A 14,598-nucleotide genomic window follows, 5' to 3' on the forward strand; every position below is an offset into this window, starting at 1 on the left:
TTGCCCATCTTGACAGCCGGCCGATACTCAGAGCCAGCCGTTGTCCCGGGCGGTGCGGACCGCTTCGGCCCGGTCGGCAGCGCCGAGCTTCTGCACGGCGGCGGAGAGGTGGTTGCGCACGGTGCCGGTGGACAGGTGCACCCGGCGGGCGATCACCGCGACCGGGGCGCCGACCTCGGCCAACCGCAGGGTCTCCAGTTCCCGTGGGGTCAGCGGGCACGGGGGCAGGGTCAGCGCGTCGGCGGCCAACGACGGGTCGACGTAGCGACCTCCGGCGTGCACTCGGCGGATCACGTCGGCGAGCGCCCCACCCGGCGCGCCCTTGGGCAGGAACCCTCGGGCGCCAGCGGTCAACGCCTGGCGCAGGTGCCCGGGCCGGCCGTGCCCGGTCAGCACGACCACCGCGCAGTCAGGCCGGACCCGGGTCAGCTCGGCGGCCACCGCGATGCCGTCCAGGCCCGGCATCTCCAGGTCCACCACCGCCACGTCCGGGCGGTGCGCCAGCGCCGCGCTGACGGCTGCCGGGCCGTCGGCGGCGTGTGCCACCACCTCGACGTCCGGTTCCAGGTCGAGCAGCGCGGCGACGGCGACCCGGATCAGCTCCTCGTCGTCGGCGAGCAGGACGCGGATCACGACCGCGCCGGCACTGTGGCTTCGAGGGTGAAGATCGCATCCTCCCGGCGTACCCGCAACTCTCCCCCGGCGGCGGCGAGTCGGTCGGCCAGCCCCCGCAGGCCGTGGCTGTGCGCGTCCGGGCCGCTGTCGTCGGCACCGTCGTTGGCCACTGTCATCCTGGCCACGTCATCCTCCCAGTCGATGCGGATCCGGCACCAGTCGGCCCGACTGTGCCGCAGCACGTTGGTGCTCGCCTCGCGCAGCACCGCCGCCAACTCGACGGCGGCCGGTTGCGGCAGGTCCGTCGGTGGCGGCACCACCGTGCACCGCACCCCGCAGGAGCGCAGCACCCCCACCACGGCGGTGAGCTGTTCGTCGAGGTCGACGGCCCGGTAGCCGTGCACTGTCTCGCGCACCTCGCTCAGCGCGGAGGCGGCCAACCGTTGCACCTCGGCGGCCTCCCGCCCGGCCCGTTGCGGGTCGACCGGGGCGAGCCGGGCGGCGAGTTCGGCCTTCAACGCGATCACCGTGAGCCGGTGCCCCAGCACGTCGTGCACGTCGCGGGCGAAGCGCAACCGCTCCTCGGCCGCGGCCAGCCGAGCCTGCGCGGCCTGGCCCTGCCGGGCCTCCACGAGCAGGTCCCAGAACCAGACCTGGAACCCGTTGACGGCGGCGACGGCCACGCCGATCCCACCGGTCACGCCGAGGTGGCGCGGGACGGAACCACCCGTGCACCAGGCCACCGCGACCGTCACCGCCAGCACACCGGCCGTCACCGCCAGGGCGGCCCGCCACCGCACCAGCAGCGGCGTCATGCCGATCAGCGCCGCACCGAGCCAGGCCCAGGTCGGCCAGCTGCCGGCCGCCACCGGACCCACCAACGGAACGGTCAGTACCGCCACCCCGACCAGGCTCAGCTCGGCCCGACGCCGCCAGCGCCGGTCGAGCCACGGCGTCACCGCCGTGTACAGCACGACGGTCTGGGCGACAACGAAGGCGAGAATGCCGGCCGCGCCGAGCGCCACCCGGCCCGGGTCGGGCTCGCGGGTCAGGCCGACCGCCGGTAGCAGGACGCTCGCCCAGACGCCGGTGGCCAGCGACACCAGCGTCGCCTGCCGGGCGCGGCGCAGCCGGCGGTCCGCCCGGGGAGTCACCGCCTCGCTCGACACGCACCGATCCTAGGACCGCCGCGCGCCTGCTCCACCCCGGCGAATCGTCACTGTCGAACCGTGGAATCCGCACGGTTTTCCCGTGACGAACGGGTCTGCCGCCCACCCCGGTGACACCGGCAGGGTCGAGGCATGGAAAACACCAGGATGTACGCGGACAGCGTCACCGCCGTACCGTCACCAGCGCCGCTGCCCACCGACGACCCGACGCCTCCGGGCCCGACGCCGACCAGCGCGGCAGCGGCCCACAGCCGGCGGCGACTGCTGTGGCACCTGGGCGAGATGGCGCTGGCCATGGTCGCCGGGATGCTGCTGCTCGCGCCGTTGTGGGAGCTGGCCGGCACCGCTCTGGGCGTCGGCGGCACGTTGGCCCGGCCGGAGGTCGCCGCATTGGTGATGGCCACGAACATGACAGTCGGGATGACGGTGGTGATGCGTTACCGGGCGCACCGCTGGCGGGCGGTCGGCGAGATGGCAGCCGCGATGTACGTCCCGTTCCTGCTGCTGCTCGTGCCGTTCCGGGTGGGCCTGATCGGTGCCGACGCCATGGTCCTCGGCGGTCACCTGCTGATGATCCCGGCGATGGTGCTGGTGGCGGTCCGGCACCGACACGAGACGTCGGCGCCGGTCCGCCGGCACCCGGCCGTGGTGGCGCTCGCCCACCGCTGGCCGACCGGGTTGGCGCTGCTGATGACAGTTGACATGTGGGTCGACCCGAGCGTGCTCAGCCCGTGGACGATGCTGGTGCTGCCCGGCGGCTACCTGCTGATCGGGGCGGTCCGTGGCACGCTCGGCGGGCCGGGGGTGCTCGCCACCCAACTCGCCGGTCTGGCCGGCTGGGTCGCTGTGACACTGGCCGCGGTCGTGGTCGGCGGGCGGACCGCCGCCTGGTTGGTGGCGTTCGGCTGGTTGGCGCACGCCGGTTGGGACCTGGCGCACCACCGCCGCGCCCGGGTCGTGCCGCGCGGCTACACCGAGTTCTGCATGGTGCTCGACGTGGCCCTCGCCGCGGTGATGGTGCTGGCCATCCTGACCACGGACGGCTGACCGAGGCCGCCGCCGGGACCGGGGAACGGGCACAGCACGGGCCCGGGGACAGTTCTTGTGGCAGTCGCCGCAACGGCCCGGACGGCGTGATGAAAGGCTTGGCGCATGAGTTCCGCACCTGCACAGCACGACGCACCGACTGACGCCACCCCCGACGGCACCGACGAGGTGAGCGCCTTCACCGAGCTCGGGCTGCGCACCGAACTGCTGGGCGCGCTCGCCGCCCTCGGCTACGAGGAGCCGACCCCCATCCAACGGGAGGCTATCCCACCGCTGTTGGAAGGTCGGGACCTGCTGGGTCAGGCGGCCACCGGCACCGGCAAGACGGCGGCGTTCGCGCTGCCGCTGCTGAACCTCATGGCGGCACACCGCCAGGGCGGTGACCCGGTGGCGCTGGTGCTGGTGCCGACCCGGGAGCTGGCGGTGCAGGTCTCCGAGGCGTTCCACCGCTACGGCAAAGACCTCGGCGCGCGGGTGCTGCCGATCTACGGTGGGCAGCCGATCGGGCGGCAGTTGCGGGCACTGGACAGCGGCGTCGACGTGGTGGTGGCCACCCCCGGGCGGGCCCTCGACCACATCGCCCGGGGCACCCTGCGCCTCGGTGGGTTGGCCACGGTGGTGCTCGACGAGGCCGACGAGATGCTCGACATGGGTTTCGCCGAGGACATCGAGGCGATCCTGGAGCACGCCCCGGCGCAACGTCAGACGGTGCTCTTCTCGGCCACCATGCCGTCGCGCATCGACGGGATGGCCCGCCAGCACCTGCGCGAGCCGGTCCGGATCGAGATCGGCCGGGAGCAGCCGGTCGCCGGTGAGGCACCCCGGGTGCGGCAGAGCGCGTACATCGTGACCCGGGCGCACAAGCCGGCCGCGCTGGGCCGGGTGTTGGACGTGGAGTCCCCGACCGCGGCGATCGTGTTCTGCCGCAGCCGCGAAGAGGTCGACCGGCTGACCGAGACGATGAACGGCCGGGGTTACCGCTCCGAGGCGCTGCACGGTGGCATGAGCCAGGAGCAGCGCGACCGGGTCATGGGCCGGCTGCGGGCGGGCACCGCCGACCTGCTGGTGGCCACCGACGTGGCGGCCCGGGGGCTGGACGTCGAGCAGCTGACCCACGTCGTCAACTACGACGTGCCGTCGGCCCCCGAGTCGTACGTGCACCGGATCGGTCGGGTGGGTCGGGCCGGCCGCGAGGGCGTGGCGATCACCCTCGCCGAGCCGCGCGAGCACCGGATGCTCAAGACCATCGAGCGGGTCACCGGCCAGCGAATCACCATCGACAAGATCCCCACCGTGGCGGACATGCGGACCCGCCGGTTGGAGCTGACCCAGGCGGCCCTGCGCGAGAGCCTGCTGGAGGACGACCTCGACCCGTACCGGGTGATCGTGGAGACGCTGACCGACGAGTTCGACCTGATGGAGGTCGCCCTCGCCGCGGTGAAGCTGGCCCACGAGGTGACGTCGCCGGGTTCCGACGACGAGGAGGAGATCCCGCAGGTTCCGGTGCGCGGCCCGCGCGAGGGTCGTCCGGAGTCCGGCGGCCGGGGCGGCGACCGGCGGGGCGGGGGTCGGCCGCGCTCCGGCGGCGGCAACACCGTCCAGGTCTTCGTCGGTCTGGGCCGACGGGCCGGGGTGCGCCCGCAGGACCTGGTCGGCGCGATCACCGGGGAGACCGGCATCCGTGGCCGCGACATCGGTTCGATCGAGATCGCCGACCGGTTCTCGCTGGTGGAGGTGCCGCAGGGGGTGGCCGACGAGGTGATCTCCGGGTTGCGGCAGAGCACCATCAAGGGCCGCAAGGCCACCGTACGCCGGGACCGCGGCGGCGACGAGCGCTGAGCGCGTCGTCGGCGACCGCCGGGGTACGACGGTCGCCGGCGACGCGCGACGGGAGTGCGAACGGTGGGGCGGTGACCGCGCCGCCCCACCGGCTCTACTCGATGTTGCCGGTGACCACGTTCTTGCCGCCGACCAGCGAGGCACCGCCCGCCGCGTGGTCGAAGGCGCGCATCACGTTGTTACTGATGATCCAGTTGTCGCTCGTGCCGACGGTGACGATCGGCCGGTCCTGCCGGCGGGTGGTCGTCGAATCGGAGTAGATCTGGTTGCCGATCACCTGGCACAGGCCGGAGTCGCCGCCACGGATCCCGCTCTCACCGTTCTCGTGGATCTCCAGACCCATGATCCGGGTACGCCCGGACGAGAAGACACCGATGCCGTTCGAGGCGTTACGCCACAGGCGGCCACCGATGAACTGGTTGCCCCAAACCTGCCAGAGGTCGACTCCGTTCCCGGTGCCGCCGGTGCCGTTCGACTCGAGGTAGACGTTCTGGAACGTGTTCCGGTGCCCGTTGTTCCGCAGTTCAACGCCGTTGCCGACGCATCCCCAGACGTGCAGGTTGTCGAAGAAGCAGGCACCGTCGTGCAGTCGTAGGCCGGTCGCGCACTCACCGATCCAGACATTGAGGAACTCGTTGTCGTAGGCCCAGGCGTTCACGAAGATGCCGATGCCGACGCAGTCCTCGACGTTGATGTCGGTGATCTTGTTCGCGTGGGCGCTGGTGGCCTCGGCCGTGCCGACGAACTCGATGGCGTGGCTGCCCGAGTTGCTGAAGTGCAGGTGGTGGAAGGTCGACCGAGGGGCACGGATGGTCAGCAGCACCCCCGACGTGCGTTTGCCGTAGAAGTGCACGTTCGAGATCTGGTTGTAGATGCCCGACGAGACCAGGCGACCGGTGTAACCCGGGGCCGGCTGGATGATCGCCGCGCCGATGTTCTCCCCGGTCCAGGTCAGGCTGGTCGGGAAGGTGACCTCCGATCCGAGGCCGAGTCGGCCCACCGGCTGGAAGATCTCCCCACCCTCCTTCGGCAGCAGCTTCAGCGCGACCTCGACCTTCGCCGCCTCGTCACTGCCGTCGAGCAGGCAGCCGACCCGGGGGTCACGCAGGCTGAGCGCGCCCTCCCGTACCGTCGTCGGCTCGGCTCTGGCCGGTGTGGCAAGCGTCGCCACGACCGCAGCGCCGGCTCCGCCGGCGAACAGGGCCCGTCGTCCCAGCCCTCGGCCCGCTGGTTCCGGCCGGTGCGGCACCGTCGGCGGCAGGGCACCGGACGTGTTGGCGTTCGCTTCCATGCGTCTCCCCGTGATGAACACTGTGCGGAGGCCGACCCTATAGCCGATCAGCGGCCCGCAGGGGGCACGGGTGCGGGCTCCGACGAGCGCGGAGAACGCCGCCGGCGACCGTCCGGGTGGGACGGTCGCCGGCGCTGCGGGTCAGGGGGGGTACGGCCCGAAGCGGCCCCAGGCCACAAGCGCGGCGAGGACGAGCAGCACCACGCACGTCACGATGCCCTGGATCTCCACCGTGCGCCGCTCCGGCACGGTGGCCGTCCGCACCCCGTGCAGGTGCACCACGATGCCGCCGATCATGATGATGACCAGCCCGAGCGCGGCGAGCGGGGTGAGCACCGTGGCGATGCCGGTGAGGGCGGGCAGCAGCAGCCCGATGGCGGCCAGCAGTTCCAGGGCGCCGATGGCCTTGACCTGGATCGGCGTGGCGGCCTTCGTCCAGCCCATCGTCTCGTGCAGCTTCTCCTTGGGTTGGGTCAGCTTGACCACGCCGATGCCGCCAAAGATGGCAGCGAGCAGGATCTGAACGATCCACAGCACCATGTTCACAGGGGTTTCCTCCGGGGGACCGCCCTACGGCGGAGAGGTAGTTGACGTCTCAAGCACGACAGTACGGTCCTCCGGGACCCGGGCACAGCGACAGGCCCCCGCCGTCTCGTGAGCGGCGGGGGCCTGTCGCCTGGTACGTCAGACCGTGAAGAGCGCCGGACCGTCCAGCGTCTTCACGTCGGCCGGGCGCAGCGCCAGGGCGAGCACGTCGGCCACGTCGGCCAGGGTGTGCACGGTCAGCGCCTCGCGCACCTCGGTCGGCAGGTCGTCCAGGTCCGGTTCGTTGCGCGCCGGGATGATCACTTCGGTGAGACCGGCCCGGTGCGCGGCGAGCAGCTTCTGCTTCACCCCACCGATCGGCAGCACCCGACCGGAGAGCGTCACCTCACCGGTCATCCCGAACTCGGGGCGGACCGGGCGACCGGTGACCAGCGACGCCAGGGCCGTGACCATGGTGATGCCGGCGCTCGGACCGTCCTTGGGCACCGCGCCCGCCGGGAAGTGGACGTGGATCCGGCGTCCCGCGAGGGCGTTCGGGTCGATACCGAGCCGCCGCCCGTTGGAGCGCAGGTAGGAGAGCGCGATGTGCGCCGACTCCTTCATCACGTCACCGAGCTGGCCGGTCAGGGTCAGCCCCGGCTCGCCCTCCATGCTGGTCGCCTCGATGAAGAGCACGTCACCACCGGCACCCGTGACGGCCAGGCCGGTGGCCACGCCCGGCACCGCGGTGCGCTCGGCCGACTCCGGGGTGAACTTCGGCCGCCCCAGGTAGCCGGTGAGGTTGTCGGTGTCGACGCGTACCGGCGTGGGGTCGGTCGCCAGGGTCACCGTCACCTTGCGCAGGATCTTGGCCAGGGCCCGTTCGAGCTGCCGCACGCCGGCCTCCCGGGTGTACTCCCCCGCGATCAGCGCGAGAGCCTCGTCGGCGACCGTCACCTCCTCGGCGGTCAACCCAGCCCGCTCCCGCTGCCGGGGCAGTAGGTGGTCGCGGGCGATGGATACCTTCTCGTCCTCGGTGTACCCGTCCAGCATGACCAGCTCCATCCGGTCCAGCAGCGGGCCGGGGATGGCGTCCACCACGTTGGCGGTGGCCAGGAAGAGCACGTCGGACAGGTCCAGATCGACCTCCAGGTAGTGGTCCCGGAAGGTGTGGTTCTGGGCCGGGTCGAGCACCTCCAGCAGGGCGGCGGCGGGGTCACCGGCGTAGCCGGCGGCCAGCTTGTCCACCTCGTCGAGGAGCACGACCGGGTTCATCGAGCCGGCCTCGCGCAGCGCGCGGACGATCCGGCCGGGCAGCGCACCCACGTAGGTGCGCCGGTGCCCGCGGATCTCCGCCTCGTCGCGGACGCCGCCGAGCGAGACCCGGACGAAGTTGCGTCCGAGCGCCCGCGCCACGGACTCGCCGAGGCTGGTCTTGCCGACCCCGGGAGGGCCGGCGAGGGCGAGTACCGCGCCGGAGCCGCGACCGCCGACCACGCCGAGGTTGCGCTCGGCCCGCCGGTTGCGCACCGCCAGGTACTCCAGGATGCGGTCCTTCACGTCGGACAGGCCGGCGTGGTCGGCGTCGAGCACCGCCCGGGCCGCGGCCAGGTCGGTGTTGTCCTCGGTACGGGTGCCCCACGGCATCTCGAGCACGGTGTCCAGCCAGGTGCGGATCCAGCCCGCCTCCGGGGAGGCGTCACTGGCCCGCTCCAGCTTGCCGACCTCGCGCATGGCCGCCTCGCGGACCTTCTCCGGCAGCTCGGCGGACTCGACCCGGGACCGGTAGTCGGCGGAGCCGTCCGGCTCGTCCTCGCCCAGTTCCTTACGGATCGCGGCGAGCTGCTGACGCAGCAGGAACTCGCGCTGGGACTTCTCCAGCCCCTCGCGGACGTCACTGTTGATCTGCTCGGTGACCTCCTGCTCGGCCAGGTAGTCCTTCACCCAGCCGACCAGCAGCTCCAGCCGGGCGGTGACGTCCGGCGCGGCGAGCAGCTCGGTCTTCTGCTCCAGCGTCAGCCAGGGCGCGTAACCGGCCGAGTCGGCCAGCTCGGAAAGGTCGGTCATCCGCTCCACCGCGTCGATGACCTGCCAGGCGCCCCGCTGCTGGAGCACGGAGGTCACCAGGGCGCGGTACTCGCGGGCGAGTTCACGGGCCCGACCGGCGTAGGCGGGTTCGTCGAGTTCGGTCGCCTCGACCCAGAGGGCGGCGCCGGGGCCGGGCACGCCGGACCCGATCCGGGCCCGGGACAGGCCACGGATGACGGCGGCGGGCTCACCCTCGGGCAGCCGGCCGACCTTCTCGATGGTGGCGACCACGCCGACCGGCCCGTACTCGCCGTCGATGCGCGGCACGGCCAGCAGCTTGCGGTCGCCGGTCGCCCGCGCCGCGTCGATCGCGGCCTGGGTGGTGGGGTCGAGGGTCACCGGGATGACCATGCCGGGCAGCAGCACGGCGTCGGTCAGGGGAAGTACCGGAAGAGTTGCCATCGAACACCTCGCGTTGAGTTGAGCGTGTCTCACTCAAGTAACAAAGCGTTCCCCTTGTTCCGATCTGTGACCCAGACCACTTCCCCGGCCGGTTCCGTCGGGTCGCCCAGGACCGGTGGGCGACCCGACGGGAGACCTCAGGTGAGCTTGCTCTTCACCGTGTTCACCACCGAGCCGGCCACCCCCGGATTGGTGCCGTACAGGCGGGGGTCACCCGGCGGCAGCACCGGCTCCGGCGCGTTCGCGCGTGGGTTGTCGTCGTACCGGAACTCGCCCTTGCCGTCGGGCGATGGCCCGGACGCCCAGCGCCCCTGGGCGGCGTCGGTGCCCGAGGAGAAACCCAGATAGGTGTAGCCGTACTCCTCGGTGAACTCGCCCGAGTCCGGGAACGCCTCCGGCACCGGCATCTCCTCCAGCCCGTCCTCCTTGAGCTGCTCGATCGCCGCCAGCCACATGTTCTGGTGCATCGTGTCGCGGGCCAGCAGGAAGCGCAGCATCTGCTTGACACCCGGGTCGTCGGTCATGTGGAACAACCGGGCGACCTGGAGCCGACCCTGCGCCTCGGCGGTGACGTTGAGCTGGAAGTCGGCCAACAGGTTGCCGCTGGCGGTGACGAACGCGCCGCTCCAGGGCACCCCGTTGGAGTCGGCGGGCAGGGCACCACCACCGCCATGGATGAAGTGCGCCGGATTCTCGCCGGCGTAGGTCGCCGCACCACCGGGGTCCTCCGCGATCCCCTCGGTCAGCGACAGCGGCGCATTGTCCAAGAGCCGGGTGATCATCGTGACGATCATCTCGACGTGGCCCATCTCCTCGGTGCCGACATCGAGCAACAGATCCTTGTACTTGCCGGGCAGCCGGCAGTTCCAACCCTGGAAGAGGTACTGGTTGGCGACTGTCATCTCGCCCCACTTGCCGCCCAGCACCTCCTGCAGCCGACGGGCGAACGCCGCGTCCGGGCCGTCTGGTTTGGCCTCGAACTGCAGATCCTTGACGTGACTGAACATCCGACCTCCTCGGTACCGGAAACAGGTAGCGAGGCCGTTCCCGCTGGGCTGACCCGAGCGGGCCAACCGGTGGCCCGCCCGGGTCAGCCCAGCGGGCGGGCCACCGGCAGCAGCACCTCCAGCGCCACTCCACGGGGCCGCAGCCGGTGCGCCCGCAGCGCTCCCCCGTCGGTCGCGACGAGCTGCCGCGCGATCCACAGGCCCAGACCGGACATCCCGACGGCCGGCGTCGGACGCCGCAGCGCGACCAGCAGCGCGTCGTCGACCCTGCCCTCGTCGGTGACCAGGATGCTCACGCCGGGACCGCGCACCGTGGCGTAGAGCCCGACCTGCCCGTTGGGCGGCCCGTGCCGCAACGCGTTCTGCACCAGGTTGACCAGCACCTGTCGAGTGCGTCCGGCCGGCACCGGGCAGGAGGCGGCCCGCCGGGTGGCCCGTGCCCGCCGCCGACCGGCCGGCACCAACGCGGCGGCCTCCCGCAGGATGCCCGCCAGCGCGACGACCGGCTCCGGCTGCGCGGCCAGCGCCAGCGCGCCGGTGCCGGCGGTCGCGTCGCGCAGCAGACTCTGCAGGTGTGCGGCCTGGTCGCGGGCCAGCTCGGTGATCGCCCGCCGATCGGCACTGGTCAGCTCGCGACGCTCGTCGGCCAGAGCGCGGGTCAACGAGGTCAGGGTGCTCACCGGCGTCCGGAACTCGTGGCACAACACCCGCAGCAGCAACTCCGAATCAGCCTCCGCCGCTCGCCGCTCGGCGGGTGTCGGCGCGATGGGGCGCAACCCTCGCAGCAGGTCCCGCAAACCGTGCCGTGCGCGCATCCACCCGACTCCCCTCGTTCGGTGCGAACCCGCATGATCGGTACCCGCTGGGGAACGGCCCAGACATGCCGGGAAGCTCCACCTTGCGACTCGTTGTCGTGGACGATCACCCCCTTTTCGTCCGCGGCCTGGAGTTGCTGCTCCCGATCACCAGCAACGGCCGCGCCGAGGTGGTCGCCTCCACCGGCGACGCCGCCGCGGCGGCGGCTCTCGTCGCCGGCTGCCGCCCCGACCTGGCCCTCGTCGACCTGCACATGCCCGCGCCCGGCGGCGTCCGTGCGGTGGCGGCGATCCGGCGGACCACCCCTCGGGTACGGGTGGTGGCGATGTCCGGTTCCGCCGCTCCCGAGTCGGCGGTGGAGGCGCTGCGGGCCGGCGCCGAGGGTTTCCTGCCCAAGACCAGCGAACCGGAGGAGCTGCTGCCCCCGCTGCTGGCCATCCTCGACGGCTGGGCGGTGCTGCCGGCCGAACTGCTGCGCACTCTGCTGCCGCCCACGCGCTTCCCGTCGGTCGACCTCGACAGTGAGGAACGGCGGCTGCTGCGGGCGATCGCCGCCGGCCGCAGCACCGTCGACATCGCCGAAGAACTGCACGTCTCGGAACGGACGGTGAAACGTATGACCGCCGCGTTGCTGCGAAAGTTGCGAGTGTCCAACCGGGCCGAGGCCGCCGCCGTCGCCGGTCACGCCGGGGTCCTCGGGGAATGAAGCCCGGTCATCGGACCGATTCACGGTTTTGCTCTGTAACGGAATCGCGACGCGCCGAATGAATGGAAGGCATATTGTTGCGGATTACCGGGGTGATAGGTCAGACTTTGGACACATCCCGCCGCACACAGGGAGTAATCGGCAATGGCGAGAAAAGTAATCACGGTCCTGACCGACGACCTCGACGGTGGGAAGGCCGACCGGACGGTGGAGTTCAGTCTCGACGGCGTGGCCTACACGATCGATGTCTCCGACGAGAATGCCGGTGTCCTGCGCAAGGCGCTCGACCCGTACATCAATGCGGGTCGGCGGATCGGGCGCGGTCCGGTGGAGAGCGCCCGTTCAGTCCGACGGCCGGGCCGACCCGCCGGCGCGGGAATGGATCGGGAGCAGAACCGGGCCATCCGGGAATGGGCCGTCAAGAACGGCTACAAGATTTCCGAGCGCGGCCGGATCCCGGTGGAGGTTGTCGAGGCGTACAAGAACCGCTGACGCGACGCGACGACGGGGCCCCGCCAGCACGGCGGGGCCCCGTCGTGTGTCCGGGTCGCCCGTTGCGACGCGATGGCCGGCCACCCCAGGTTGGTTGCCCCGGGGTGGCCGGCCATCGTCGCTACCTCAGTTGACGTCGATGCGCACCGAGTCGAAGGCGGGGGTCTGGTTGGCCCGCTCCATCATCGGCAGGCGGTGCGAGCCGTCACCGGCCCAGACGGAGCACTGGGCGGTACCCGACTCCGGCAGGCCCGGAATCTGGATCGTCACCTCGTCGGGCTGGGCACCACCGCGGCCGTCCTCGGTCGCGACGAAGAACGCGGGCACCTCCTGCGGCTCCGGCGGCGCGGTCAGGCTGTCCAGCATCCGGCAGGCGGTGTGGAAGTGCCCACGGACCAGGCCCTGGTCGTTGAGCAGCGAGCTCTCCACGTAGTAACCACCCTGACCGGCGGCCAGGAAGCGGTCCCGCACCAGGTTGCGGGTGCTGACCCGCAGGGTGAAGGGCTGGTTCTGGCCAACCTGCTCGGGGAACTGGGTGATCAGCAGCGACGGGTTGTTGGCCGCCGCGCCGACCTCACCGAACTCGGTGCTCACGCAGCGGTTGCCGTTCTGGAAACCGTCGTGCGGCTGGAGCCGGCTCTCGTCGCAGTCGTTGGCGAGCACGCCGAGCCCGGCGCCGGGCTCGGTGCCACCACCGTTGTTACCGCCGCCGTTGTTACCGCCGCCGTTGTTACCGCCACCGGGCGTGGTGGTGGGGGTGCTGCCACCGCCGTTGTTGCCGCCGGTGTTGCCGGTGGGCTGCACCTGACACTCGGCGAGCTGGGCCAGGCCCTGCGGCCGGGGTCCGACCCGGTCGATGGCGGTCGTGATCCGGTCCAGCACGGCGCGGCGCTTACCGGCCAACGGCTGGAGGATCGCGTTGCGGATGAACGCCTCACCCTTGTTGCCCTCGGCGGCCAGCCGGCGGTCCGCCTCGGCGATCTGGGTCTGCAACTGGGCGAGGTTGCGGTCCACCTCGGCCCGCGCCCGGTTCGGCACCTGCGGCAGTTTGGCCGCCACATCCGGACAGGCGACGGCGGTGCCGGTGCCCACCGTGCCGTCCTTGCCGTCCTCACACTCGGGGACCGACTGCTGTCCGTCACCCCAGTGATTACGCACCCACCGACCGTTCTGCCAGGTTCGGCTGGTCGAACCGGCGCCGGTCGGCGCGGTCGCGCCCGGGCTCGGCTCCACACACTGCCCGGCGGCCGGACGTGGCTTATTTGTCCGCCGGTCCTGGGCCGACGAAATCTGAGTCACGGCGACAACTCCGCCGAAGACCGCGAGCGTGCCGACAACTGCCAGCAGACGCTTGCTCCGCGCGTTGCCGGAAGGCCGGCGCGCCCGAGTGGACCTGCGCATCGAATTGCTCTCCTTCTCGATCCGGTAGTGGATTTCTGCCCTCGGCGGACCGACGGATGTGTGGGGGCACGGCCGCGGCAGGGACCCACCGTGACCCACCCGGTAATGCGTCGATGGCCGACGATGCCCTTTCCGCACCGTCTCCCGCGCCGGTCGACGCGGATGGGGAGATCCTGTTCATTCGCGCAGGAGTACGGGGCGGGTGCCGGGAAGGTTCAACTGACGCACAGGAAATTGCCGCGACCCGACACGGAGCCGGTACGCGGCGGGGAAGAGCAGGTGAAACGGGTGCGGTCAGTCGGCGCAGAGATGGTCGAAGGCGAAACCGCCGACCAGTTCGTGGCGGCGCTCGCTCAGCGCGGCGATCCGCGCGGTCCACTCGGCGCGCGGCAGCAGGTTCGCCACCGCGTTCTCCCGCAGTCGCTCCCCCACGGCGACGGCGGCGAGATCCTCGGCCAGCCGGGCCGCGTCGATGCCGCAGGAGAAGCGGTGTTCGGTCACCGAGACCATCTCGACGAGGCACGCGTCGGGGCGTACCTGCACCCAGCTCCACCCCTGGGCCGGCCCGTCCAGCCAGCGCACGTGCAGCCCTCGCACGATCGGGTCGGCCACCTGCCCGGCCACGTACGCCTCGACGGCCGCCGCGCGGGTCAGCGCGCCGAGGTCGTTGACCGACCCGGTACGCCCGTCGGGCAGTCGGCCCAGGATGTCCCGGAAGCCCACCGGCGCGGGCTCGGTGCCGGCGACGGTGGCCCCGGCGCCCGCGGCGTACGCGCGCGCGTCGATCACGTACTCGACCAGGCGGCGGCCGTGTTCGGCGGCCCGTAGCGTCGGCGAACCGATCCGCAGCACGGGCAGGCCGGCGGCGGCGCTCACCGCGTCCGTGAGTCGCTGCACGCGCTGTTCCGCCGAGGCGGCGCTCGGCACCGGGCCGATCTCCACGGCGACGACTGGGCGGCCGGTGTCGGCGGCGTAGACCACGAAGTCGAAGCTGGCGCGGCTCGCCGAGGTCCACTGGCTGCCGGTGACACCGGCCGGACGGCCCTGGACCAGATCACTGAGCCGACGTGCCGGCAGGACCAGGTGGTTGGCACGGCTGAGCAGGGCGTCGTGCCCCGCCTCGGCGGGCATCGCCCGCAGCCAGCCGCGGTCGTCGCTCCCGGTGCTCGTCATCTGCCTGATCCATCCGCCGGTCGGTCG

13 protein-coding genes are annotated in these 14,598 nt (G+C 72.0%); 4 read left to right on the top strand and 9 right to left on the bottom strand.

The window, feature by feature from the left end:
- Positions 1-27 precede the first annotated feature (27 nt).
- Both IF22_RS0130870 and IF22_RS0130875 read right to left on the bottom strand, forming a co-directional pair.
- Positions 28-633 carry a response regulator transcription factor gene (locus IF22_RS0130870; protein WP_030337872.1) on the bottom strand — a complete coding sequence of 202 codons (606 nt, stop codon included), beginning with the start codon at positions 631-633 and terminating at the stop codon, positions 28-30.
- Entirely contained in the window at positions 630-1,784 is a 1,155-nt protein-coding gene (locus IF22_RS0130875; RefSeq protein WP_030337873.1) for a sensor histidine kinase, read from the bottom strand. The genes IF22_RS0130870 and IF22_RS0130875 overlap by 4 nt, the downstream gene beginning before the upstream one ends.
- Before the next feature lie 132 nt (positions 1,785-1,916).
- Between IF22_RS0130875 and IF22_RS0130880 the strand changes: the two genes are divergently transcribed.
- Both IF22_RS0130880 and IF22_RS0130885 read left to right on the top strand, forming a co-directional pair.
- The gene (locus tag IF22_RS0130880; protein ID WP_030337874.1) at positions 1,917-2,831 is read left to right on the top strand and encodes a hypothetical protein; all 915 of its coding nucleotides are present in this window, start codon (positions 1,917-1,919) and stop codon (positions 2,829-2,831) included.
- 105 nt (positions 2,832-2,936) lie between these two features.
- Entirely contained in the window at positions 2,937-4,670 is a 1,734-nt protein-coding gene (locus IF22_RS0130885; RefSeq protein WP_030337875.1) for a DEAD/DEAH box helicase, read from the top strand.
- 94 nt (positions 4,671-4,764) lie between these two features.
- Here the strand turns inward: IF22_RS0130885 and IF22_RS0130890 are convergent, their stop codons facing one another.
- The 5 genes from IF22_RS0130890 to IF22_RS0130910 form a co-directional block, all read right to left on the bottom strand.
- Positions 4,765-5,961 (bottom strand): right-handed parallel beta-helix repeat-containing protein, encoded by a 1,197-nt coding sequence (locus IF22_RS0130890; RefSeq protein WP_030337876.1) that lies wholly within the window; start codon positions 5,959-5,961, stop codon positions 4,765-4,767.
- A 141-nt stretch (positions 5,962-6,102) separates the two neighbouring features.
- The gene (locus tag IF22_RS0130895) at positions 6,103-6,501 is read right to left on the bottom strand and encodes a DoxX family protein (protein ID WP_342446914.1); all 399 of its coding nucleotides are present in this window, start codon (positions 6,499-6,501) and stop codon (positions 6,103-6,105) included.
- A 144-nt stretch (positions 6,502-6,645) separates the two neighbouring features.
- Positions 6,646-8,976, bottom strand: coding sequence for an endopeptidase La (lon, locus tag IF22_RS0130900; protein ID WP_030337878.1), 2,331 nt, complete (start codon positions 8,974-8,976; stop codon positions 6,646-6,648).
- A 137-nt stretch (positions 8,977-9,113) separates the two neighbouring features.
- The gene (locus tag IF22_RS0130905; RefSeq protein WP_030337879.1) at positions 9,114-9,983 is read right to left on the bottom strand and encodes a manganese catalase; all 870 of its coding nucleotides are present in this window, start codon (positions 9,981-9,983) and stop codon (positions 9,114-9,116) included.
- 83 nt (positions 9,984-10,066) lie between these two features.
- A complete protein-coding gene (locus IF22_RS0130910; protein WP_051708888.1) occupies positions 10,067-10,798 on the bottom strand; it encodes a sensor histidine kinase in 732 nt (243 codons plus the stop codon).
- Positions 10,799-10,896: 98 nt separating this feature from the next.
- Between IF22_RS0130910 and IF22_RS0130915 the strand changes: the two genes are divergently transcribed.
- Both IF22_RS0130915 and IF22_RS0130920 read left to right on the top strand, forming a co-directional pair.
- The gene (locus IF22_RS0130915) at positions 10,897-11,505 is read left to right on the top strand and encodes a response regulator (RefSeq protein WP_245233783.1); all 609 of its coding nucleotides are present in this window, start codon (positions 10,897-10,899) and stop codon (positions 11,503-11,505) included.
- Positions 11,506-11,649: 144 nt separating this feature from the next.
- A complete protein-coding gene (locus tag IF22_RS0130920) occupies positions 11,650-11,997 on the top strand; it encodes a histone-like nucleoid-structuring protein Lsr2 (protein WP_030337882.1) in 348 nt (115 codons plus the stop codon).
- 126 nt (positions 11,998-12,123) lie between these two features.
- On the opposite strand, the gene IF22_RS0130925 is transcribed toward IF22_RS0130920, so the two are convergent.
- A complete protein-coding gene (locus IF22_RS0130925) occupies positions 12,124-13,398 on the bottom strand; it encodes a hypothetical protein (RefSeq protein WP_030337883.1) in 1,275 nt (424 codons plus the stop codon).
- A gap of 294 nt (positions 13,399-13,692) precedes the next feature.
- Complete coding sequence (locus tag IF22_RS0130930; protein ID WP_030337884.1) at positions 13,693-14,571, bottom strand: PDDEXK family nuclease; 879 nt, start codon at positions 14,569-14,571, stop codon at positions 13,693-13,695.
- Positions 14,572-14,598 lie beyond the last annotated feature (27 nt).

The sequence above is a fragment of the Micromonospora parva genome, assembly GCF_000718515.1.
GTDB lineage: Bacteria > Actinomycetota > Actinomycetes > Mycobacteriales > Micromonosporaceae > Micromonospora > Micromonospora parva.

Coding starts and splice junctions, on each gene's coding strand:
- IF22_RS0130885 (WP_030337875.1), top strand. CDS start 2,937: ATGAGTTCCGCACCTGCACAGCACGACGCACCGACTGACGCCACCCCC.
- IF22_RS0130925 (WP_030337883.1), bottom strand. CDS start 13,398: ATGCGCAGGTCCACTCGGGCGCGCCGGCCTTCCGGCAACGCGCGGAGC.
- IF22_RS0130880 (WP_030337874.1), top strand. CDS start 1,917: ATGGAAAACACCAGGATGTACGCGGACAGCGTCACCGCCGTACCGTCA.
- IF22_RS0130890 (WP_030337876.1), bottom strand. CDS start 5,961: ATGGAAGCGAACGCCAACACGTCCGGTGCCCTGCCGCCGACGGTGCCG.
- IF22_RS0130895 (WP_342446914.1), bottom strand. CDS start 6,501: ATGGTGCTGTGGATCGTTCAGATCCTGCTCGCTGCCATCTTTGGCGGC.
- IF22_RS0130930 (WP_030337884.1), bottom strand. CDS start 14,571: ATGACGAGCACCGGGAGCGACGACCGCGGCTGGCTGCGGGCGATGCCC.
- IF22_RS0130910 (WP_051708888.1), bottom strand. CDS start 10,798: ATGCGCGCACGGCACGGTTTGCGGGACCTGCTGCGAGGGTTGCGCCCC.
- IF22_RS0130920 (WP_030337882.1), top strand. CDS start 11,650: ATGGCGAGAAAAGTAATCACGGTCCTGACCGACGACCTCGACGGTGGG.
- IF22_RS0130905 (WP_030337879.1), bottom strand. CDS start 9,983: ATGTTCAGTCACGTCAAGGATCTGCAGTTCGAGGCCAAACCAGACGGC.
- lon (WP_030337878.1), bottom strand. CDS start 8,976: ATGGCAACTCTTCCGGTACTTCCCCTGACCGACGCCGTGCTGCTGCCC.